This is a genomic window from Mesorhizobium sp. M0663 (assembly GCF_040320585.1).
GTDB lineage: Bacteria > Pseudomonadota > Alphaproteobacteria > Rhizobiales > Rhizobiaceae > Mesorhizobium.
On record NZ_JAMYPX010000016.1, the window covers coordinates 30,264 to 51,995 of the forward strand.

Sequence of the window (21,732 nt, forward strand, 5' to 3'; positions counted from 1 at the left end):
ACCGTGTCAGGATTTGCCGGCTTCCGCCAGCATGTCGCGTTCGCGGCGCGACTGGACCAGCCAGTTATAGGCCGCTCCGCCCGCCATCAGAATGGATGTGCCGAGAAACACCGAGCGCATACCGAAATGGCCGCCGGCGAAGCCGCCGAGCAACGGTCCGGCGACCTGCCCGACATATTGCGCCGAGATCGACAAGCCCAGTACGTTGCCGCCGACCCCGTCGGGCACATTGTGGCGGATGACGCTGGTGATGCAGGGCAAAAGACCGCCAAGCGCCAGGCCCATCAGGAAACGCAGGCCGACGAGTTGCCAGCCCTGGGTAACGAAGGCCTGCGGGATCAGCAGCAGCGCCGAGACGGCGAGTGCGGCAACGATGACGTTCCAGTGGCCGATACGGTCGGCGAGCTTGCCGAGCCGCGACGCCGACAGGATGGCGCCGAGCGCTGCCGCGGACATGACGATGCCGGAGACCAGCGTGACCTGGCTCTGATCTTCGATGAGCTGCTGGACATAGACGGTGATGATCGGCTCGATCGACATGGTGGCGAAACTCAACAGCATGCCGGTCGCCAGCATGGCGACGACGCGGCGCTTGTCGGGAATCTGCGACCAGCCGTCTTTCACTTTTTCTTCTGACGCGGCCTTGGCGGCAACCGGGCGAGGGGCCTCCTTGATCAGCAAGGTGGTTGCCAGAAAAGCCAGGAAAATGACGCCGCCGGCGAGCAGGAATGTGGCGCGGATGCCAATCAGCGGCGGCAGCGCGCCGCCAAGCAGCGGACCGACCAGGGCACCGGCCGTGATTCCGGCCGACAGCACGCCCAGCGCCCAGCCGGAGCGATCCTTCGGCGTCTGCATGGCAACCAGGATGGTCGAGCCCGAAGAATAGCCGCCGGCAAAGCCTATCAGCAGGCGCAAGAGCACCAATTGCCAGACGGTCTGCACCATGCCGGTCAGCGACATGCACAGCGCCATGCCGAAACTGGCGCGCACCAGCATCAGTTTGCGGCCGTAGCGGTCGCCTAACCGCCCCCACAGCGGTGCGACCAGCGCGGCGGCAAGGAAGGTGGCGCCGTAGGCGATGCCCGACCACTGCACGATCGCCGCATGGCCCTTGGCGCCCAGCTGCTCGACGTAGAGCGGCAGGAAGGGCAACAGCAGCGTCATCGCCACAAGCGTGCTGAACGAGCCGGCAAAACACACGGCGAGATTGCGGCGCCAGTGAACGTTATATGTGCCTTGCACGGCGAGGGTGGCGTCTTGCGGCATGTCTGTCCTGTCCGGCCAGCTTGCATGAAAACTTGCTGTGGATACCGATTTGGGATACCAAGCTGGTATCTGTCATGAACGCAAGCCCCGTCGCTGTCAATGCGGGCCTCTCAAACATGATCGACAAAGGCCGGCGTGATCGGCCAACGCCGGCCAGTGACCCGATTGCCGGAACGAATGACCTGAACGGAACGCCAATGTCGCAGATGCAGAACGTCGAAAAGCAGCTTCGCGAGATGATCCTCGGGCTCGAGATCGGTCCCGGCGAGCGGCTGACGGAGCGCTGGGTTGAAAGCCGCTTCGGCGCCTCGCGCACGCCGGTCAGGGCTGCGTTGCTGCGGCTCGAGACCGAAGGCCTGATCTGCCGCGACGGCCGCGGCTGGATGGTCTCGCCCATCAATCTTGCCGAGCTGGAGCAGATCGCCGTCTATCGCGAGGCGGTCGAGGTCGCGGCACTCAGACTAACTTGCACCTTGCAGGACAGAAGTGCCGTCGAAATTATCGAGGCGATGCTCGATTCCTGCGACGACCAAACCCCGCGCGAGGAATGGCATCGTGTCGGCATGGATTTTCATATCGAGCTGGCACGCCTGTCAGGCAACGAGTTCCTGTTCAGAGCGGTTCGCGATGCGATGACGCGCCTGTCGCGCGCCCGCTGGCTCGAGGTTCGCGACGAGGCAGCGCTTGGCCGTGCCTGGGCCGAACACCATGCCATTCTGTCGGCGGTGCGGGCCGGCGATGCCGATAGCGCCGCCCGCCTGCTTTCGGCCCATATCATCGGCAGCCGCGACCGGCTGGTGACCTCGCTGCGCAACGACCGGCGCGGCCTGCGCGCCCGGGGATTTGCCGTCGTCGCCTGAGTGAGGATCGGCTGCCATTGATCACGAAAAGAGCAGATGAGCGAAGAATGCTACTTTCGGTCTCGCTTCGCAAATGCCGATGGCGTAAGAGCGGCGATGGAAAACAACCGATTTGACACACCCGTGACCGTCAAGGGCGCGGCGGGAAGCAATCAGCTCTTGCGTACGGCCCGCGAGGCTTCCGACTACCTCCTCAACAATTGGCCCGGCAAGCGCAGCCCCAAGCACCGCGAAGCGTTGCAAGCCTGTCATGATGCGCTGGCCGGCGACAAGCCGGCCATGAACGCAAGACGGGCCTTCATTGCCGCCGCTCGTGAAGTGAACGTCTTCGTTAGCGACAAGGCGCCCGCCTGAGGCATAGCGGGATTTGACCGAGGCCCGGACCGCCTGACAGGCCGGGCGTCATCACTCGGTCGTTTCGGTTTTGGTTTGGGACTCGCTCTCGCCCTCGGGCTTCGATCGCTCCTTGGCTGCGACCTTGGCAGCCTGCTTTTCCGCCTTCTTGGCAGCCTTCTGCCGGTCGCGTTCCTTGCGTTCCTGACCGTAGTTCGGTGCTCGTGCCATATCGGTTCCTTTCATTGTGCTTGGCCTTTGCCTAGGAGCATTGGACCGCAAACACAACACCGCAAGGCACGATCGGGCTCCATATCTCGGCGCAGTCCGGAGAGCCCGGCTTTTCAGGCGCCGTCGCGGTCGAGGACGAGATCGGCCGGACCGAACCGGTCCTTTGCGGTGAACTGCTGGTGCCAGTAGGGATAGAGCACGGGCGGCCTGCTGACCACGTCGAGGCGTGTGCGCTCCTCATCGCCAAGCACCAGGCTTGCAGCAGCGATATTGTCCTTGAACTGCGCTTCGGTTCGTCCGCCGATCACCAGCGAACTGACGGCGGGCCGACCAAGCAGCCAGGCAAGCGCCACTTGCGCTGCCGACACACCGTGGTTCTTGCCGATATCGATCAGCACGTCGACAATCCGCCACAGCCGGTCCTCGTCGCGGATCGGCGGTTCCGACCAGCCGCTGAGCTGGCGGGCGGTCGGCTGGTCACGGTGGTATTTGCCGGACAGCAACCCGCCGGCAAGCGGGCTCCAGACCAGCACGCCGAGCCCCTGGTCGACCGAGATCGGCAACAATTCGTACTCGGCCTCGCGCGCTTCCAGCGTGTAATGGATCTGCTGGGTGACGAAACGTGGCTGGTGCTGACGGTCGCTGATCCCCAGCCCCTTCATAACTTGCCAGCCGGAATAATTGGAGCAGCCGACATAACGGACCTTGCCCTGCGCGACCAGCGTGTCGAGCGCGGCGATGGTTTCCTCAAGCGGTGTCAGGCCATCCCACTCGTGCAGGAAATAGATGTCGATGACATCCGTCCTGAGCCGCTTAAGGCTCCTTTCGCATTCGCGGATCAGATGGTAGCGCGACAGGCCTTCATCATTGGGGCCTTTGCCGATCCGCATGCGCGCCTTGGAGGCGATCAGCACGTCGCCCTTGCGCTTGCCGCCGAGCGCCTCGCCAATGATCTCTTCCGACACCCCGTTCGAATAGACGTTGGCGGTGTCGATGACATTGACGCCGGCATCGATGCAAAGGTCGATCATCCGGCGCGCCTCGTCGAGGTCGGTCTTGCCGACCGCCGAAAACGCGCCGCCGCCGCCGAACGTCATGGTGCCCATGGTCAGCGTCGAAACCTTCAGCCCGGAACGGCCGAGAGTGCGGTATTCCATGTCGTATCCTCACGATTTATCGGGAAAGGGCGTTGCAGACGACAGCCCTCAATGAACCGGCTATTTGTAGGATAATTCGTTCCGCTTGTCGCCCGTTCCGCAGGACAAGCTCGATCACATCTTGCGGATTGAAACGCACAGCCAGCGCAGTAGTGGCTGCAATAAAACCGTCATTGCCGGCCTATACTAACATCGGTCCAGCGCTTCGATTTCCGGCCACCGGGCCGGGCGGCAGAGCGCCTGACAGCGGCCGGCAAGGCCTGTAAGCGGAGCAGCGCAAATGACCGAGATAAAACAGAATTCCCCGGCCAGGGACTGGCTGGAAGCGGAACTCGCCGACACGCTCGATGACGACTATGAGCTGGAAATCTCGGAGCCGGCGCTGTCGATGGAGATCGCCAAGATCTACAAGAATGCGCATCCGCCATCGATCGACCGCCTGCAGTATTTTCGCGATCTCATCACGCTGCAATCCGAATTGATCAAGCTGCAGTCCTGGGTCGCCTATCACAAGAAGAAGCTCGTTGTGGTCTTCGAGGGCCGCGACTCGGCGGGCAAGGGTGGCGTCATAAAGCGCATCACCCAGAGGCTTAATCCGCGCATCTGCCGCGTCGCAGCACTTCCGGCGCCGACCGAGCGCGAGAAGTCGCAATGGTATTTCCAGCGCTACGTTCCGCATCTGCCGGCCGGCGGCGAGATCGTGCTGTTCGACCGCTCCTGGTACAACCGCTCGGGCGTCGAGCGGGTAATGGGCTTTGCCCAGCCGGATCAGGTCGAGGAGTTCTTCCGTGACGTTCCGGATTTCGAACGCATGCTGGTCCGCTCAGGCATTACGCTTGTCAAATACTGGTTTTCGATCACTGACGAGGAGCAGCAGATGCGCTTTTTGAGGCGCATCCATGACCCGATGAAGCAATGGAAACTGTCGCCGATGGACCTCCAGTCGCGCGTGCGCTGGGAGCAGTACACCAAGGCCAAGGAAGAAACGTTCGCCCGCACCAATATCCCGGAAGCCCCGTGGTTCATCGTCGAGGGCAACGACAAGAAGCGGGCACGGCTGAACTGCATCGACCATCTCCTCAAGCAGATGCCCTATGAGGAGGTGCCGCACGAAGAGATCACACTGCCGGAGCGCGTCTTCAATCCCGAATACGAGCGCCAGGTACTGCCGCGCGAACTGTATGTGCCGGAGAAGTACTGACTAAAGCGGCGAGGAGGGCGGCGCCTCCATGGCGGCGCCCTGCAACAAGCTAGGTGCGCTCGATGATGACATGCGTGGCCTTCGGCGTCGCGACCTGCTCGCTGCAGCGATAGCCGAGCTTGGGCATGTCGATGCCGGCAAAAAGGCTCTCGCCGGCGCCTAGCAGGACCGGTGAGATCGCCAGATGCATTTCGTCGATGAGCTTTTCCTTGAGATATTGCCGGATCGTAGAAACGCCACCGCCCAGCCGTACATCCTTGCCGTCAGCCACTGCTTTCGCCTTCTCCAGCGCTGAGTGGATGCCGTCGGTCACGAAATAGAAGGTCGTGCCGCCCTCCATGACAATGGGATCACGTGGATGGTGCGTGAGCACGAAGACCGGCACATGGTAGGGCGGGTTGTCACCCCACCAGCCTTTCCAGCTGTCATCCGGCCATTCGCCGCGGATCGGCCCGAACATGTTGCGGCCCAGGATCCACGCGCCGATGTTTTCGAAGCTGTGCGCGGCGAACGCCTCGTCAGTGTCCGTGGTCCCGCCATCCTTGCCAAGGACCATCTTGCGGAAGGTGCGGGTGCCGAACATCCATTCGTGCAGGGCTTCTCCGCCAACACCCAGCGGGTTCTTCAGATCTTGGTCGGGACCGGCGCCGAAGCCGTCGATTGACAAGGTGAAAGCGCTGACGCGAAGTTTGGACATGAGAGCCTCCTCGATAACCAATTGTGAGATGCAAGCAGTTATCGGGGTAGCTTAACTGATTGTATTTTGCAAGCGGTATTTTGAATCGCCGACGGGGTAATCGCTTCCAAATCATGTTGGAATAACCAATCTCAATGTCGGCGCCGCCCGTCATCCGCCTGCCGGCAGCTTCTCCCCGTATAGTGACGGGGAGAAGGGGCTGGCCGCAACGTCGATGTTTTTGCAACGCTGGAGATTGGTGAAATCTTTTACGAACGCGTTTTTCTCCCTGCCACTTTACGGGGAGAAAATGCCCGGCAGGGCAACGAGGGGCAGCGTAAACTTGAAGCGATGTCCTGCGGCGTTCCATGTCGCGCTTTGGACGAACGAACACTGCTCGATGTAGACGCTACAAAGGCGCATCACCCCTTGAGCATCGCCGCCACTTCGGGCGCAAAGTAGGTGAGAATCCCGTCGCAGCCGGCGCGCTTGAAGGCGAGCAGCGATTCCAGCATCGCCTTTTCGCCGTCGATCCAGCCATTGGCGGCGGCGGCCCTGATCATCGAATATTCGCCCGAGACCTGATAGGCGAAGGTCGGCATCTGCAACTCGTCCTTCAGCCGCCGGATGATGTCGAGATAGGGCAGGCCGGGCTTGACCATCAGCATGTCGGCGCCCTCGGCGAGATCCTGCTCGGCCTCGCGCACCGCTTCGTCGGAATTGGCGTGATCGATATAATAGGTCTTCTTGTCGCCCTTGAGCAGGCCGGCGGTGCCGACCGCCTCACGATAGGGGCCGTAAAAAGCGGATGCGAACTTGGTCGCATAGGACATGATCGCTACATCCTGAAACCCATTGGCGTCGAGCGCATCGCGGATGGCACCGATACGGCCGTCCATCATGTCCGAGGGGGCAATGATGTCGGCCCCCGCCGCCGCCTGGATGACGGCCGCCGCCGTCACTTGCTCCACCGTTTCATCATTGACGATAATGCCTTCGCGCAAGATGCCGTCATGGCCATGCGAGGTGAACGGGTCAAGCGCGGCGTCGGTGATGATGCCGATCTCCGGCACTGCGTGCTTGATGGCGCGGGTGGCGCGGTTGATGATGTTTTCCGGATCGAGGATGTGCGAACCGGTCTGATCGCGCAGGCCGAGCTCCACATTGGGGAAAGTGGCGATCGCCGGAATGCCAAGCTTGGCCGCGCGCTCAGCCTCCTTGACGGCGAGGTCTAGCGACAGGCGGAACACGCCGGGCATGGCGGCGATCGGTTCGCGCAATTGTCTGCCGTCGACGACAAAGATCGGCCATATCAGATCGTCGACCGACAGCCGGTTCTCCTGGACAAGGCGGCGCGACCAATCGGCCTTGCGCATGCGCCGCAGCCGCCGGCTGCCGGTGATCTCGTCGACGCTGCGCGCGCCGGCAGGCTTTGCAGGGGTGAATTTGTTCATCGCAAAAACTCCGGATCGGGCGGCTTTTACCACGAGCCTGCGCTGCTGACCAATGCGACACGATTGTGCCAGCGGTCCTGTCGGGCGCTATTCTGGTTGGCCATTGCCCGACAGGATCTGCGCAGCACCCCGCATGGCGACGCGGAATGCCTCGTCGAAGCTGACGCCGCGCACTTGCCAATTGTAGCTCTTGCCATTCAAGGCAAGCCGCCAGTCGGCTATCCAGCCCAGTTCCTTGTCGCTCCAGACGATACTGCCGGCGAGCGCCTGGTCGGCTCCGGCCTTCCTGGCAAGCTGGTCCAGCGTCGTGATATCGGCATGGCGCAGGGCCTGGTCGTCAAGCTTCGAGGCCGACAGCAGCGACGCTTCGGGAAACACAATCCGCATGACCAGCGGACCGGTGGCATTGACGAAGGATTCGCGCATCGCCGCCCCGCGCTCATCGTCGGCGGTCAGCGCGAACTGCCTTGTGCCTTGCTCCGCCGCCAGGAAAATTGCCAGGCGTGGCCGCTCGCCAAGCCATGGTTTGCTGCCGAGCGTGGCAAGCACCGGATCGATAACGTCAGGCCTGTACAGACAAGTGAGATCATGCGGCCGGTCATGCGTGCCTTGTTCGTCATGGATTGGAATGCCTTCGAGACGGTCGCGATAGCGGAATTCGGCAACGAAGCTGCCGGCCTTGTCGCGCAGCGCCGCCATCTCAGTTTTCTTCGGCAGCCGCTGATCGCCGGACACACGAACCAGCACCGCATCGAGGCAGGCCTTGAAACCGATCTGCCTGTTGACCTCGCCCTGGCCGGTGACGATGGTCTGCGATTGATAGAGCTCGTCGACGGTTTCGGCCGATACGGGAGGAGTGTTCGCAGCGATCAGGCCGACCACCACAACAGCAAGGCGCGGCAACCAAGGCATGGTTCAACCTTCCGGTTCAAAGCGCCAGCATTAGCACTGGGTGACGCCGACGACCATGCAGCGGATTGGGCGCCGCCATTGACGCGGCCATGCGCCACGCTTTAGCACTTCACTCCCGGCGGGCGCGGGGAGGGATTCTCTGGCGATGGATTTTGGCGGAGGCGACGAGATTCGCTTCGAAAGATTGGGCAGGGCCGGCGTCGTCACGCTGACGCGGCCGCAGGCGCTCAATGCCGTAACCCACCGCATGGTCAAGGCGCTGGACAAGGCGCTGCGCAGTTGGGAGCGCGACGACGGCGTCGACGTTGTCGTCGTCAAGGCCGAGGGCAGGGCATTTTCGGCGGGCGGCGACATCCTCCACATCTACGAAGCCGGCCGCGCAGGAAGGCCTCCGGTCGATTTCTTCGCCGATGAATACCGGCTGAATGCCCGCATCGCCCGCTTCAAGAAACCCTATGTCGCGGTGATCGACGGCATCGTCATGGGCGGCGGCGTAGGTATCTCCTTCCATGGCTCGCAGCGAGTGCTGACCGAGAACGCCCAGTTTGCCATGCCCGAGGTCGGCATCGGCTTTTTCCCGGATGTCGGCGCCAGCCATCTGTTGCCGGATCTCGGCGGCAGCTTCGGCATGTATCTGGCGCTGACCGGCAACCGCATCCGCTATGGCGATGCTTTGTGGTCGGGCCTAGCCACCCATACGATCAAGGCGGAGGGCCAGGCCGGCTTCCTCGACCGTCTGGCGGAAAGCGGCGACCCGGAATCGGTGCTGCGCGGCTGCTTCGTCCCGGCCAGGCGCGAGACCGACAGGCCGACGCTGGAAGCCATCGCCCGGCATTTCGCGCAGCCGTCGCTGGCCGATATCGTCGCTAGCCTGGAGCGGGCAGCCGCTGCCGACGAGTTCGCGGCAAAGACGCTGGCCACCATCCGCACACGTTCACCGACCAGCTTGCATGTTGCATGGCGCCAGATCAGCGCCGGGCAGACGTTGTCGATGGACGAGTGCATGAAAATGGAGTTCCGTATCCTCAACCGCATGCTTGCCGGGCACGACTTCTATGAAGGTATCCGCGCCGCCATCATCGATAAAGGCTCGACGCCGCAATGGCGGCCGGCAGGCATCGATGACGTCAGCGCCGCCAACGTCGACGCCTATTTCGCACCGCTCGGCGAACGGGAACTGAAGCTGTGAGCGAGGTCGCCTCGAGACGCGTGGTGCTGCAGCCCTCGACGATCGAGGTCATCTTCGCCTGGTTCCAGCGCGTCATCGCCGGCTACTGTCTGCTGTTCGGCATCTTGTACTGGATCCGGCTGATCGGCTTTTACCCCGGCCCGTTGTGGCGCTTCGACCTGATGCCGGTGCACTGGCAGGTGGCGGCGGTGGTGCTGGCGGTGTTTTTTCCGTTCGCTGCCGCCGGCCTCTGGATGCTGGCGTCCTGGGGGCCGGTGATCTGGTTCATCTGCGCGGTGACCGAGTGCGTCATGTATGCCGGCTTCCCCGAGCTGTTCGGCCACCGGCCGCTGATCGTCGCCTCGCACCTTGCGGTGGCGCTGCTCTACATAGTGTTCCGCGTGGTGATCTGGATCCAGAAGCGGCAACCCCGGCGATAGCAATTCCGGCCAGGATCGTTGGCTAAATCTTTAGGTTAATTATCCTTGCTGGGGTGACCGTCCGTTAAGCCTCTTTCGAAACCCCTTACCGGTAAGCTCTTGTTAGCCTTGGCGTTTAAGTCGAATTTTATGAGTATTCGATAGTGTCGCGATCAAGGTGAAGAACAAAAAATCACCGGGCGACAAACGAGAGGCAAAGACAATGATCAATTCGCGTCCGGCGGCGAAGACCGCCAACGTATCCGATGACCGCCGCGAGGCGATCCGTTCGCTGTACATGGAATCGCTGCAGCTGGTCGAGCGGCTGCATCGCCGTCTGCTTGACGTGATCAAGGACGAATTCGACCGCAACGGTCGCTCCGACATCAACGCCATCCAGGCGCTGCTCCTGTTCAACATCGGCAATTCGGAGCTGACCGCCGGCGAACTGCGCTCGCGCGGCTATTATCTCGGCTCGAATGTCTCCTACAATCTGAAGAAGCTGGTCGATCTCGGCTTCATCAACCACCAGCGCTCGCGCATCGACCGCCGTTCGGTGCGGGTTTCGCTGACGCCGAAGGGCAATGAGGTGGCGGAAGTCGTCGCCGGCCTCTACGAGCGCCATGTCGGTTCGATCGAGCAGGTTGGCGGCATCAACACGGAAGAGTTCAAGCAGATGAACCGCGCCCTGCAGCGCCTGGATCGGTTCTGGAACGATACCATCGCCTACCGGATGTAATCGCATCCGCCGCATCAAGATCTGAAGCTGGACTACGGAAGTGCTGCCGCGGAGTCGACCAAAGGCCGGTGCCGAAAAGCACCGGTCTTGCCGTTTCGTCAGGCCGGCCGATCCAAATTCGAGCAACAGCCACGTTGCCGCCATATTCCAATGGAACCGAAGATGCGGGTGATGCTGGGGCCAAAGCCGTGCATTTGTCCTGTGCCCAAGTCACTTCCCCTGTGTTTTTACACCGAAGTGATGCGGGCCATGGTTGGCTAATTGTTAAGAAGCCAACTCTAGAGTGCGGGCGAGACCGCCCGGTGAGTGGAATTGTAGCAAGAATGTCTGGAACGTCCATGAGAACCAGCCGCCGTTTCTTCCTTTCAGGAGCCTCCGCGCTCGCAGCCGCTATCGTCGCCGGCCGCGCCAGTGCGCAGGATGTGATCGGGGATATCCTGAAATCCTCGGCCCGCGGCAACTGGGACGACCAGTTCGACGCCCGCCCCAGCCAGGGCGGCAAAGTGGCTTCGACGCTGCCGATCTTCAGCCTGCAGACCGTTTCGTTTACCGAGCAGGCGGTCGCGCAATACCAGAACATCGTCGCCCAGGGCGGCTGGGAGCCGGTTCCCGACACCAAGAAATTGCAGCTCGGCGTCGATGATCCCGACGTGGTCCCGCTGCGCAAGCGCCTGATGATTGCGGGCGATCTGGCGCAGAGCGCCGGCATTTCGACAGCCTTCGATTCCTATGTCGACTCGGCGGTCAAACGCTTCCAGGCGCGCCATGGCCTGCCTGCCGACGGGACGCTGGGCCAGTATTCTTATGCGGCGATGAATGTTTCGGCGCCAATTCGGCTCGGCCAGTTGCAGACCAATCTGCAGCGGCTGCGCGAGCGTGCCGGTACTCTAGGCAACCGTTACGTGCTGGTCGACATCCCGGGCGCACAGATCGAGGCGGTCGAGAACGATCGCGTCGTGCTGCGCCATACCGCGATCGTCGGCAAGATCGACCGCCAGACGCCGATCGTCAATTCCAAGATCAACGAGATCATCGTCAATCCCTACTGGAACGCGCCGGTCTCGATCGTGCGCAAGGACATCATTCCGCTGATGCGGAAGGACCCCAACTATCTCAAGGATAGCCACATCCGTCTGTTCGCACCGGATGGCAGCGAGGTTGATCCGCTGACCGTTGACTGGTCGACCGACGACGCCGAGAAGTACCGCTTCCGCCAGGATCCGGGCGCCGGCAACGCGATGGCCTCGGTCAAGATCAATTTCCCCAGCCCGGACGGCGTCTACATGCACGACACGCCGCAGCAGAGCCTGTTCGGCAAGCTGATGCGCTTCGATTCCTCTGGCTGCGTGCGGGTTCAGAACGTGCGCGACCTCGTCACCTGGATTCTGCGCGACACACCGGGCTGGGATCGCCAGCATTTCGAGGCGGCGATCAAGACCGGGGAGAACACGCCGGTGCAGGTCACCAATCCGGTGCCGGTTTATTTTCTCTACGTCTCGGCCTGGTCGACAGGGCCGGGCGTGGTCCAGTTCCGTGACGACATTTACGGCCTCGACGGGGCCAACGAGCTGCAGATCACATCCGCGCTCTAAGCAGCTGAGTTCATTTGCAAAAAGGCCGCCGGAAGGGCGGCCTTTTTTCGTTGCCGGGGTCTTTCGCGGAAAGCTTTGCTGGGCCGATTGCCGGAAAAAGGACGCGGCGCTGTAGTCGGAAATCGCATCATGCATGTCGCAATGTTCATTCTGGTCGTGCTCATCTTCGTCGCCGTTTCGGGCGCGCTGGTCCGGCTGGTGCGGGTGCCGCTGCCGGTACTGCAGATCGCCATCGGTGCAGCGCTCGCCTGGCCGGTGCGCGGCATGCATGTCGAGATCGATCCCGAGCTGTTCCTGCTGGTGTTCATCCCACCGCTGCTGTTCAGCGACGCCTATGGTGCGCCGAAGCGCGAACTGATCGCGCTGCGCGGGCCGATCCTCGACCTCGCCATCGGGCTGGTCTTCTTCACCATTGTCGGCTTCGGCTACGCTTTGCACTGGCTTGTCCCGAGCATCCCGCTCGTCGTCGCTTTCGCACTTGCTGCGGTGCTGTCCCCGACGGATGCGGTGGCCGTCTCCTCGATCGTCGACAAGAGCCTGGTCCCGGCCCGGCTGATGCACATCCTGGAGGGCGAGGCGCTGCTCAACGATGCGTCGGGCCTCGTGATGTTCCGCTTTGCGGTGGCAGCTGCCTTGACCGGCAGCTTCTCCTTCGTCGCGGCGTCCGTGACTTTCCTCTATGCCGTCGCTGCCGGCATCCTGGCCGGCGTGGCTGCCTTGTTCGTCGCCGCCAAGGCGCTGCAATTGCTGAACCGTATCGGCGGCGTGCCGGCCGAGGTGCAGGTGCTGGTCATGGTCCTGCTGCCGTTCATCGCCTATCTCGGCGCCGAGAATGTCGGCGCCTCGGGCATTCTGGCGGCGGTCACGGCCGGAGTGCTCACCGGCGGCTCCGGGATTTTCCGCTTTCTCGGCGTCTCGGCACGCATACAGACCGTATCGCTGTGGACGACGCTATCCTTCGTCTTCAACGGCGCGCTGTTCATCCTGCTCGGGTTGCAGCTTCCCGAAATCATCGGCAACGTGCCGCCTGAGCTCGGCAGCCGCTATCCGGTCATCCAGCCAATCGCCACGGTGGTCGCGCTGACACTATGCCTGATCGGGCTGCGCTTTCTGTGGATCTGGGTCGGCGACATCGCGACGCGCGTCTCAGCGCGATTACGCGAGCAGAAGGCCGAGCCGTTCGGGCTGCGCGTCCGGATCGCCGGCTCTGTTGCCGGCGTGCGCGGCGCCATCACGCTGGCCGGCATCCTGTCGCTGCCGCTCGCCATGCCGAATGGTTCGCCCTTTCCGGCGCGCGACGTGGTGATCTTCCTCGCCGCAGGCGTCATCATCTGCTCATTGCTCATTGCCAGCCTTGCCTTACCCAAGGTGGCACGAGGGCTGGTCGAGCCGGGCGAGGATCCTGGCGCTGCCGAGGAGCGTCTTGCGCGCGTGGGCGCGGCCAAGGCCGCCATCGCCCGCATCGAGAGCATGGCCGGCGCGACCGACGGCGATGAAGGGGAAACACCCGGCGCCCGGCTTGCCACCGCCGACAGCATCGTCGCCGGCTACCGTCGCCGCATCGCTGCCTCCGACGAAGCCGACGAGGCGCGCGCCGAGGCCCGCGAGGCCGGACGGCTGGAACTCGAATTGAGGCTGGCGGGCATTGAGGCCGAACGCGCAGCGGTTCGCGCAATGTTTCGCAGCGGCCGGATTAACGACCATACGATGCAGGCGCTGTTCACCGAGATCACGCTCACCGAGGCCCTGCTGAAGGGCCGGCAGGCAAGGAAATAGAGGCTGCCAGTCTCTCTGGCGCAATCCGGCCAGCAAATTTCGCGCTGCAAACGTGGCGGGCCGAAAGCAACTGTGTTAATGGCGCGACAGACTCCGAACCTTGAGGATTTCAGCCCATGGCAACAGCAGCGGCAGTGTCGAACAAATTCGAATCCTTTTTCGAAACCACGCTTGCCGATGCCGACCCCGAGATTTTCGGCGCAATCCGCAACGAACTCGGCCGCCAGCGCCACGAGATCGAGCTGATTGCCTCGGAAAATATCGTCTCGCGTGCCGTGCTCGAGGCACAGGGGTCGATCATGACCAACAAATATGCCGAGGGCTATCCGGGCAAGCGCTACTATGGCGGCTGCCAATTCGTCGATGTCGCCGAGGAACTGGCCATCGAACGCGCGAAAAAGCTGTTCGGCTGCAACTTCGCCAACGTCCAGCCGAATTCCGGTAGCCAGATGAACCAGGCGGTGTTCCTGGCGTTGCTGCAGCCCGGCGACACCTTCATGGGCCTCGACCTCAATTCCGGCGGACACCTGACACATGGCTCGCCGGTCAATATGAGCGGCAAATGGTTCAAGGTCGTCTCCTATGGCGTGCGCCGGGACGATCATCTGCTCGACATGGATGCGATCGAGAAGACCGCCCATGAGACCAGGCCGAAATTGATCCTGGCCGGCGGCACAGCCTATTCACGTGTCTGGGACTGGAAGCGTTTTCGCGAGATCGCCGATTCGATCGGTGCCTATCTGATGGTCGACATGGCCCACATCGCCGGCCTGGTCGCCGGCGGCATGCATCCGTCGCCGCTGCCGCATGCCCATGTGGTCACCACCACGACGCACAAATCGCTGCGCGGGCCGCGCGGCGGCATGATCCTTTGCAATGACGAGGATATTGCCAAGAAGATGAATTCGGCCGTCTTCCCCGGCCTGCAGGGCGGACCGCTGATGCATGTGATCGCCGCCAAGGCGGTGGCTCTGGGCGAGGCGCTGAAGCCGAGCTTCAAGATCTATGCGGAGAGCGTCGTCGCCAATGCCAAGGCGCTGGCCTCCAGTCTGCAGGAAACCGGTCTCGACATCGTCTCCGGCGGCACCGACAACCATCTGATGTTGGTCGACCTGCGTCCCAAGAACGCCACCGGCAAGCGCGCCGAGGCTGCCCTTGGCCGCGCCAACATCACCTGCAACAAGAACGGCATCCCCTTCGATCCGGAAAAGCCTTTCGTGACATCGGGCGTTCGGCTCGGCACGCCGGCCGGCACCACGCGCGGCTTCGGTCAGGCCGAGTTCCGCGAGATCGGCAAGCTGATCGCCGAAGTGCTGGATGGACTGAAGGTCGCCAATTCCGACGAAGGCAATGCGGCCGTCGAGGCAACCGCGAAGGCCAAGGTGGCGGCATTGACGGATCGTTTTCCGCTTTACCCGTATCTTGGTTGACGCAGGGCGTCGTTCCCCCAACTGTGACGGCGCCGATCAACTGGCCACGGTTGCATCTCGGAGACGCTTGATGATGATGCGAATTTTCCGTTTCACCAGTGTTGGCGCTGCCTTGCTCACCTTAGCGACCTCTCAGCTACTCGGCGCGGCGTTGGCGCAGACCGAGCCGACGCCGGCAGCACCCAAGACAGAGACCTTCGGCAGGTGGTCCACCACGGTGGACGAGGTCAACACCGGTGAGGATGTGCGCAAGACCTGCGCCGCCTCGACGGTCTTTTTCGACGCTAACGGCACCAGTGGCACCCTCACGCTGGCCATCTCGAATGGCGACGTACTGCCACCCGAGGGCTATCCGAGCCTCATCATCGCCGTGAGAAACAGTGACTTGCCCAAGGGGGACAACATCCCGGCGGTGTTCCGCGACGTCAACGACAAGATCAAGGCTGGTTTTCATATTATCGCCGACGGACAGTGGATGATGGACAACAAACCCGAGACCACGCTTGCCATACTGCGTGCCATGCGCCGTACCAGCGCCCTCGATGTCAGCTTCGCCGACAAGCCGGTCGCGACCATATCGATGGACGGCTTCACCAAGGCCTATCGCTATCTCGGCACGTCCTGCGGCTTCCCGACCGGCGACGTCGCTCCCTGATTGGCGTATTGCCGTCCAACTGATTGCCGCTCTCGCAATTTTCCTCGTGCCTCGCTATCTCTGAGGCGCGATCGGTCGTCGGCCATACTTTGCCATCGTGGCAAAAACCTCTAAGCCGTTCGCACTACGAGAATCGCGAACCGAAGGCTCTCCATGCGCTGTCCCTACTGTCAGTCCGAAGATACGCAGGTGAAGGATTCGCGCCCTGCCGAAGACGGTGCAGCGATCCGCAGGCGGCGCGTCTGCCCGGATTGCGGCGGCCGCTTCACCACTTTCGAGCGCGTCCAATTGCGCGATCTCGTCGTGGTGAAGAAGTCTGGACGCAAGGTGCCGTTCGACCGCGACAAGTTGCTGCGCTCTGTCGAGATCGCGGTACGCAAGCGCAATGTCGACCCGGAACGTATCGACCGGGCGGTGACCGGCATCGTGCGCCAGCTCGAAAGCTCGGGCGAGACCGAGGTGGCCTCGGGGGAAGTCGGCCGGCTGGTCATGGAGGCGCTTAAGTCGCTCGATGATGTCGCCTATGTGCGCTTTGCCTCCGTCTACCGCAATTTCCGCGAGGCCAAGGATTTCCACGACGTGTTGGGCGAACTCAAAGGCGACGAGCTCAAAACCGACGAGCCCAAGGGCGAAGAGCTGAAGAGCGAAGAGGACGCCAGCTGAGCATGGCAGGGTCCGAACGCAGCACGGCTGAGCAAGAGGTCCTCGATCGCCGCTATATGGCGGCAGCCCTCAGGCTGTCGCGCAAGAATGCCGGGCGGACCTCGACCAACCCTTCCGTCGGCACGCTGATCGTGCGCGATGACGGCGACGGGCCGATGATCGTCGGCAGCGGTGTCACTGCCGTCGGTGGCCGGCCGCATGCCGAAACCGGGGCTTTGGCAGAGGCCGGCGAACTGGCGCGCGGCGCCACCGCCTATGTGACGCTGGAGCCCTGCGCTCATCACGGCCGCACGCCGCCTTGCGCCAATGCGCTGGTCAGTGCCGGCGTGGCGCGTGTGGTCGGCGCTGCCAGCGATCCGGACCCGCGTGTTTCCGGCAAGGGCTATGCAATCTTGCGTGCCGCCGGCGTCGAAGTGGTGGAAAAAGTGTTGGCGGCCGAGGCCGCGGAGCAGATGGCCGGCTATTTAATTCGATCTCTGAAAAAACGCCCGGAAGTGATCCTGAAACTTGCGCTTTCGAGCGACAACAAGATCGGCGTGAAAGGCGAGGGACAGGTCTCCATCACCGGCGATATCGCCCGACGCGAAGTCTATCTGATGCGCGCCGAAGCGGACGGCATATTGATCGGCATCGGCACCGCGCTGGAGGACGATCCGGCACTGACGGTGCGGCTGCCGGGACTTGAGAACCGTTCGCCGGCGCGCATCGTGCTCGACCGCCAGATCAGGCTGCCGGAGACCTCGAAACTGGTTTCCGGCGTCGACCGGGTCCCGCTCTATGTCGCCGCTTGTGCCGAGGCCGATCCACGTCGGCGGGCCGCGCTCGAACGCACCGGCGTGCGCTTCATCGGCACTGAGACGTATGAAGGCGATATTGCGTTGCCGGAACTGCTCGAGGATCTGGCGGCGCTCGGCATGGCCAGCGTGCTGGTCGAGGGCGGCGCCGAGGTGGCCAAGGCGTTCCTTGAGGAAGGCCTAGTCGACCGCATCGTGCTGTTTCAGGGGCCGGATGCGATCGGCGGGGACGGCATTGCATCGCCGGTCGATGCCAACCATATCTCGCCGGGGTTTCGTAAATTGCGCGACATGCGTTTCGGCGAAGACACGTATGCCGAATGGACAAGAGACATCTAGGACCGAACTGATGTTCACTGGGCCAAAGTAATGTTTACAGGAATTGTCACCGACGTCGGCACCGTTGCCGCCGTGAAGCCGCTCAGGGAAGGCGTCGGTTTGCGTATCGACACCGCTTACGATCCGCAGACCATTGCCATCGGCGCCTCGATTTCCTGCGGCGGCGTCTGCCTGACGGTGACGGGATTGCCGGAAGACGGCGCCAACGCACGCTGGTTCGAGGTCGAGGCCTGGGAAGAAGCACTCAGGCTGACGACCGCGATGGGCTGGAAATCCGGCACGCGCATCAACCTGGAGCGGGCTCTGAAGATCGGCGACGAGCTTGGCGGCCATATAGTGTCCGGCCATGTCGACGGCATGGCCGAGATCGTGGCGCGTAAGGAAGAGGGCGACGCCGTTCGCTTCACCCTGGAAGCACCGCGCGAGCTTGCCAAATTCATCGCCCCCAAGGGTTCCGTCGCGCTCGACGGCACTTCGCTCACCGTCAACAAGGTCGAGGGCACCCGCTTCGACGTGCTGTTGATCCACCATTCGCTGACCGTCACCACCTGGGGCGAGCGACAGGTCGGCGACCGCGTCAACCTCGAGATCGACACCATGGCCCGCTACGCGGCGCGACTGGTGGAGGCGGCGAAGGAGGGACTTTGAGGCGCTCGTCCATAAAGCCCATTCCCTGATGCGACCGCCGCCGAGTTGGCCTTGAAAGTTCCTTCGGCAATCTTCCGCTTGCGATCAAACCGGCTTCGGCCTAAGTCACCGGCGATCCCCGGAGACATCTATGGCAGGCACATCCCAACACGGCAAAGCGTTCATCCGTCCGAAGAAGAAGGCCCACCTTCTTGTCATCGAGGCGCGCTTTCACGACGACCTTGCCGACGCGTTGCTCGAAGGCGCGACAAAGGCCCTCGAGGAAGCGGGCGCGACATACGATGTCGTCACTGTTCCGGGCTCGCTCGAAATCCCGGCGGTGATTTCCTTCGCGCTCGACGGTGCCTCCGAAGGCGGGACGAACTATGACGGCTTCGTCGCCCTCGGCACGGTGGTCCGCGGCGACACCTATCATTTCGATATCGTCGCCAATGAATCCAGCCGTGCCCTGATGGACCTGTCCGTGCAGGATGCGGTCTGCATCGGCAACGGCATCCTGACCACCGAAAACGACGAACAGGCATGGACGCGAGCAAGACGTTCGGAAGGCGACAAGGGCGGCTTTGCCGCGCGTGCGGCGCTGACCATGATCGCCCTAAAGGAACAACTGGGAGAGCGATCGTGAGCGAACCCGCTTCGCCCGGCCAGCCTGCGGTTCGCCACGCCAACAAGCGCGGTGCTGCCCGTCTGGCGGCCGTGCAGGCGCTCTACCAGATGGATGTCGCCGGCAGCGGCGTGTTCGAGATCACCGCCGAGTACGAGGCGTTCAGGCTCGGCAAGGAAGTCGATGGCGCGCTCTATCGCGAAGCCGATGCGCAATGGTTTCGCGCCATTCTTGCCGGCGTTGTCGAGCACCAGAAGACCATCGATCCAGTCATCCGACAGGCGCTGACCGAGGACTGGCCTCTGTCGAGGCTCGATTCCACATTGCGCGCCATATTGCGCGCCGGCGTCTACGAGCTGATGCAGCGCGAGGACGTGCCGGTGGCGGTCATCGTCTCCGAATATGTCGACATCGCCAAGGCATTTTACGAGGAAGACGAGCCGAAACTGGTCAATGCGGTGCTTGATCGCGTGTCGCGCCGGGTGCGTGGCGAGGGCCGTGGCAAGGACGCCTCATGACTGCTATCGTCGCCGTTGGGGCGGGCAAGGAAGCGCGTCGCACCGCCTTCATCCTCGCAGCCTCGCAGGCGATCATCGGCTCGGCCGCACCCATCGCCATTTCCATGGGCGGATTGGCCGGGCAGTACCTGCTCGATGCTGACAAGTCGCTGGCAACCGCGCCGATCACCGGTTTCAATGTCGGCGTGGCGCTCGGTTCCCTGCCGGCCGCGGCGATCATCCGCCGGCTCGGCCAGCGCGACGGCTTCATGACCGGCACAGCGGTCACGGCGCTTGGCGGGCTGGTCGCCACGCTGGCGCTGTTTCATGCCAGCTTCTGGCTATTCGCTTTCGGCTTGGCCGTGATCGGCATCGGGGGCGCTTTCGTCCAGCAGTTCCGCTTTGCCGCCGCCGACAATGCGCCGCCTGAATTCAAGGCGCGTGCCATCTCCTTCGTGCTTGCCGGCGGCATCGTCACCGCCATACTCGGGCCGCAGATCGTCATCTTCACCGGCGATCTGTTCTCGCCGGTGAAGTTTGCCGGCTCGTTTGCGTCCATCCTGGTGCTGGCGGCGGTCGGCGCCGCCATTCTCTCTTTGTTGCGCATCCCGGCCAAGGCAACCGACAAGGTGGAAATCGCCGACAGCGACGCCCGCCCGCTCTCGGAAATCGTCACCAGGCCGCGCTTCGTCGCAGCGCTGTTTTGCGCCGTCGGCAGCTACGCACTGATGAGCTTCGTGATGACCGGCGCGCCGCTGGCCATGGTCGGCTGCGGCCTTTCGACCGACGACGCCACGCTCGGCATTTCCTGGCATGTGATGGCGATGTTCGCGCCGAGCTTCTTCACGGGGTCGCTGATCTATCGCTTCGGCGCGGAGCGGATCGTGGCCATCGGCCTGGTGCTGCTGATTGGCTGCGCCATAGTGGCGCTGTCAGGGTTGGCACTGTGGCAGTTCTGGACGGCGCTGATCCTGCTCGGCCTTGGCTGGAACTTCAGCTTCATCGGTGCCACCGCCATGGTGGCCGACAGCTACCAGTCATCCGAAAAAGGCAAGGTCCAGGGGTTCCACGATTTCGTCCTGTTCGGCTCCGTCGCCTTCGCCTCGCTGATGTCGGGCGCGGTCTACAATGCCTGGGGCTGGGAGATGCTGAACTGGATGATTTTCCCGGTCGTCGCGCTGTGCTTCGTGGCACTGGGCGTGTTGAAGATGACGGGCTTGCGTGCGGCCAACTGACGTCACGCTGTCGGGACGTCGCGGCAGCGGATTCACTCACATCTGAACAAAATTATTGCGCCCATCCCCCCTCTTATGAAACCGTGTACCCCGACGGGGCATCGAAGCCATGCTCATATGCGGCAGCCGTATTCCGGTTCACAGCAAGGGATTTGTGAGATGTTTTCAATCAAGGTTCTGGCCGGCGCTGTACTAGCGCTCGGAATTGCGTTGGCCTCGGCGAGTGCCCAGGTGGTGGTGTCGTCGAAGATCGACACCGAGGGCGGTGTGCTCGGCAATATCATCCAACTGGTGCTGAACGCCAATAATATCCAGACCACCGACCGCATCCAACTCGGCGGCACACCTGTGGTGCGCAAGGCGATTACAGCCGGCGAGATAGACATCTATCCGGAATACACCGGCAACGCCGCCTTCTTCTTCGAGAAGGCCGACGATCCGGTGTGGAAAGACGCCGCCAAGGCCTACGAGACTGCCAAGAAGCTCGACTACGACTCCAACAAGATCGTCTGGCTGTCACCGTCACCGGCCAACAACACCTGGGCGATCGCCCTGCGCAAGGAGGTCGCCGATACCAATAAGCTCGTCACTCTTTCCGACTTCGGCAAATATGTCTCGGGCGGCGGCAAGGTGGTGCTGGCGGCCTCCGCCGAGTTCGTCAATTCGGCGGCCGCGCTGCCCGCTTTCCAGAAGACCTATGGCTTCACGCTAAAGCCGGACCAGTTGATCACGCTGTCCGGCGGCGACACGGCGGCCACCATTGCCGCCGCAGCCAACCAGACTAACGGCGCCAACGCCGCCATGGTCTATGGCACCGACGGCGGCATCGCGCCCTCCGGCCTCATCGTGCTTGAGGACGACAAGGGTGTGCAGCCGGTCTACCAGCCGGCGCCGATCATCCGCGAGGCGGTGCTGAAGGAGCATCCCGAAATCGAGACGCTGCTGAAGCCGGTCTTCGCCAAGCTCGACCTTGTCACGCTGCAGGAGTTGAACGGCCGAGTGCAGGTCGGCGGCGAACCGGTCAAGGGCGTCGCCGAGGACTTTTTGAAAAAGAACGGCTTCCTCAAGTAAGGCGATTCCGGC

At 62.8% G+C, this 21,732-nt stretch carries 23 protein-coding genes; 17 read left to right on the forward strand and 6 right to left on the reverse strand.

Annotation, left to right across the window (positions count from 1 at the left end; genetic code table 11):
• Positions 1 to 6 precede the first annotated feature (6 nt).
• The gene (locus NKI54_RS23570; RefSeq protein ID WP_352692510.1) at positions 7 to 1,266 is read right to left on the reverse strand and encodes a multidrug efflux MFS transporter; all 1,260 of its coding nucleotides are present in this window, start codon (positions 1,264 to 1,266) and stop codon (positions 7 to 9) included.
• A gap of 197 nt (positions 1,267 to 1,463) precedes the next feature.
• Between NKI54_RS23570 and NKI54_RS23575 the strand changes: the two genes are divergently transcribed.
• Positions 1,464 to 2,126, forward strand: coding sequence for a GntR family transcriptional regulator (locus NKI54_RS23575; protein WP_352692511.1), 663 nt, complete (start codon positions 1,464 to 1,466; stop codon positions 2,124 to 2,126).
• Between the two features lie 96 nt (positions 2,127 to 2,222).
• The gene (locus NKI54_RS23580) at positions 2,223 to 2,480 is read left to right on the forward strand and encodes a DUF982 domain-containing protein (protein WP_023674477.1); all 258 of its coding nucleotides are present in this window, start codon (positions 2,223 to 2,225) and stop codon (positions 2,478 to 2,480) included.
• 51 nt (positions 2,481 to 2,531) lie between these two features.
• On the opposite strand, the gene NKI54_RS23585 is transcribed toward NKI54_RS23580, so the two are convergent.
• Both NKI54_RS23585 and NKI54_RS23590 read right to left on the reverse strand, forming a co-directional pair.
• The gene (locus NKI54_RS23585; RefSeq protein WP_352449291.1) at positions 2,532 to 2,690 is read right to left on the reverse strand and encodes a hypothetical protein; all 159 of its coding nucleotides are present in this window, start codon (positions 2,688 to 2,690) and stop codon (positions 2,532 to 2,534) included.
• A 113-nt stretch (positions 2,691 to 2,803) separates the two neighbouring features.
• Positions 2,804 to 3,847, reverse strand: coding sequence for an aldo/keto reductase (locus NKI54_RS23590; protein ID WP_352692512.1), 1,044 nt, complete (start codon positions 3,845 to 3,847; stop codon positions 2,804 to 2,806).
• A 280-nt stretch (positions 3,848 to 4,127) separates the two neighbouring features.
• On the opposite strand from NKI54_RS23590, the gene ppk2 reads away from it, so the two are divergent.
• The gene (gene ppk2, locus NKI54_RS23595) at positions 4,128 to 5,048 is read left to right on the forward strand and encodes a polyphosphate kinase 2 (protein WP_352692513.1); all 921 of its coding nucleotides are present in this window, start codon (positions 4,128 to 4,130) and stop codon (positions 5,046 to 5,048) included.
• 49 nt (positions 5,049 to 5,097) lie between these two features.
• On the opposite strand, the gene NKI54_RS23600 is transcribed toward ppk2, so the two are convergent.
• The 3 genes from NKI54_RS23600 to NKI54_RS23610 form a co-directional block, all read right to left on the reverse strand.
• Positions 5,098 to 5,745 carry a dihydrofolate reductase family protein gene (locus NKI54_RS23600; protein WP_352692514.1) on the reverse strand — a complete coding sequence of 216 codons (648 nt, stop codon included), beginning with the start codon at positions 5,743 to 5,745 and terminating at the stop codon, positions 5,098 to 5,100.
• Between the two features lie 401 nt (positions 5,746 to 6,146).
• Positions 6,147 to 7,178, reverse strand: coding sequence for a porphobilinogen synthase (gene hemB, locus NKI54_RS23605; RefSeq protein ID WP_352692515.1), 1,032 nt, complete (start codon positions 7,176 to 7,178; stop codon positions 6,147 to 6,149).
• Between the two features lie 87 nt (positions 7,179 to 7,265).
• Positions 7,266 to 8,090, reverse strand: coding sequence for a DUF8605 domain-containing protein (locus NKI54_RS23610; protein ID WP_352636855.1), 825 nt, complete (start codon positions 8,088 to 8,090; stop codon positions 7,266 to 7,268).
• A 145-nt stretch (positions 8,091 to 8,235) separates the two neighbouring features.
• Between NKI54_RS23610 and NKI54_RS23615 the strand changes: the two genes are divergently transcribed.
• The 14 genes from NKI54_RS23615 (at position 8,236) to osmF (ending at position 21,720) form a co-directional block, all read left to right on the forward strand.
• Positions 8,236 to 9,279 carry an enoyl-CoA hydratase/isomerase family protein gene (locus tag NKI54_RS23615; RefSeq protein ID WP_023674484.1) on the forward strand — a complete coding sequence of 348 codons (1,044 nt, stop codon included), beginning with the start codon at positions 8,236 to 8,238 and terminating at the stop codon, positions 9,277 to 9,279.
• Positions 9,276 to 9,698: a DUF6163 family protein gene (locus tag NKI54_RS23620; protein WP_023674485.1), complete on the forward strand. Its 423-nt coding sequence runs from the start codon at positions 9,276 to 9,278 to the stop codon at positions 9,696 to 9,698. Before NKI54_RS23615 ends, NKI54_RS23620 begins: the two co-directional genes overlap by 4 nt.
• A 202-nt stretch (positions 9,699 to 9,900) precedes the next feature.
• Positions 9,901 to 10,416, forward strand: coding sequence for a transcriptional regulator LdtR (gene ldtR / locus NKI54_RS23625; protein ID WP_023674486.1), 516 nt, complete (start codon positions 9,901 to 9,903; stop codon positions 10,414 to 10,416).
• Positions 10,417 to 10,754: 338 nt separating this feature from the next.
• A complete protein-coding gene (locus NKI54_RS23630; RefSeq protein WP_352636856.1) occupies positions 10,755 to 12,008 on the forward strand; it encodes a L,D-transpeptidase family protein in 1,254 nt (417 codons plus the stop codon).
• Positions 12,009 to 12,137: 129 nt separating this feature from the next.
• Positions 12,138 to 13,784 carry a Na+/H+ antiporter gene (locus NKI54_RS23635; protein ID WP_352636857.1) on the forward strand — a complete coding sequence of 549 codons (1,647 nt, stop codon included), beginning with the start codon at positions 12,138 to 12,140 and terminating at the stop codon, positions 13,782 to 13,784.
• 116 nt (positions 13,785 to 13,900) lie between these two features.
• Positions 13,901 to 15,214, forward strand: a complete 1,314-nt coding sequence (glyA, locus tag NKI54_RS23640; protein ID WP_352571468.1) for a serine hydroxymethyltransferase — start codon at positions 13,901 to 13,903, stop codon at positions 15,212 to 15,214.
• Positions 15,215 to 15,290: 76 nt separating this feature from the next.
• Positions 15,291 to 15,869 carry an invasion associated locus B family protein gene (locus NKI54_RS23645; protein WP_502896681.1) on the forward strand — a complete coding sequence of 193 codons (579 nt, stop codon included), beginning with the start codon at positions 15,291 to 15,293 and terminating at the stop codon, positions 15,867 to 15,869.
• Between the two features lie 153 nt (positions 15,870 to 16,022).
• Positions 16,023 to 16,532, forward strand: a complete 510-nt coding sequence (gene nrdR / locus NKI54_RS23650; RefSeq protein ID WP_352571467.1) for a transcriptional regulator NrdR — start codon at positions 16,023 to 16,025, stop codon at positions 16,530 to 16,532.
• 2 nt (positions 16,533 to 16,534) lie between these two features.
• Positions 16,535 to 17,665, forward strand: a complete 1,131-nt coding sequence (gene ribD / locus NKI54_RS23655) for a bifunctional diaminohydroxyphosphoribosylaminopyrimidine deaminase/5-amino-6-(5-phosphoribosylamino)uracil reductase RibD (RefSeq protein WP_352571466.1) — start codon at positions 16,535 to 16,537, stop codon at positions 17,663 to 17,665.
• A 30-nt stretch (positions 17,666 to 17,695) separates the two neighbouring features.
• Positions 17,696 to 18,313: a riboflavin synthase gene (locus tag NKI54_RS23660; RefSeq protein WP_352449304.1), complete on the forward strand. Its 618-nt coding sequence runs from the start codon at positions 17,696 to 17,698 to the stop codon at positions 18,311 to 18,313.
• Between the two features lie 130 nt (positions 18,314 to 18,443).
• A complete protein-coding gene (ribH, locus tag NKI54_RS23665; protein ID WP_352456583.1) occupies positions 18,444 to 18,938 on the forward strand; it encodes a 6,7-dimethyl-8-ribityllumazine synthase in 495 nt (164 codons plus the stop codon).
• A complete protein-coding gene (nusB, locus tag NKI54_RS23670; RefSeq protein ID WP_352449306.1) occupies positions 18,935 to 19,435 on the forward strand; it encodes a transcription antitermination factor NusB in 501 nt (166 codons plus the stop codon). The genes ribH and nusB overlap by 4 nt, the downstream gene beginning before the upstream one ends.
• Entirely contained in the window at positions 19,432 to 20,649 is a 1,218-nt protein-coding gene (locus NKI54_RS23675; RefSeq protein ID WP_352622820.1) for an MFS transporter, read from the forward strand. Before nusB ends, NKI54_RS23675 begins: the two co-directional genes overlap by 4 nt.
• A gap of 159 nt (positions 20,650 to 20,808) precedes the next feature.
• Positions 20,809 to 21,720, forward strand: a complete 912-nt coding sequence (gene osmF / locus NKI54_RS23680) for a glycine betaine ABC transporter substrate-binding protein OsmF (protein WP_352636858.1) — start codon at positions 20,809 to 20,811, stop codon at positions 21,718 to 21,720.
• Positions 21,721 to 21,732: the final 12 nt, after the last annotated feature.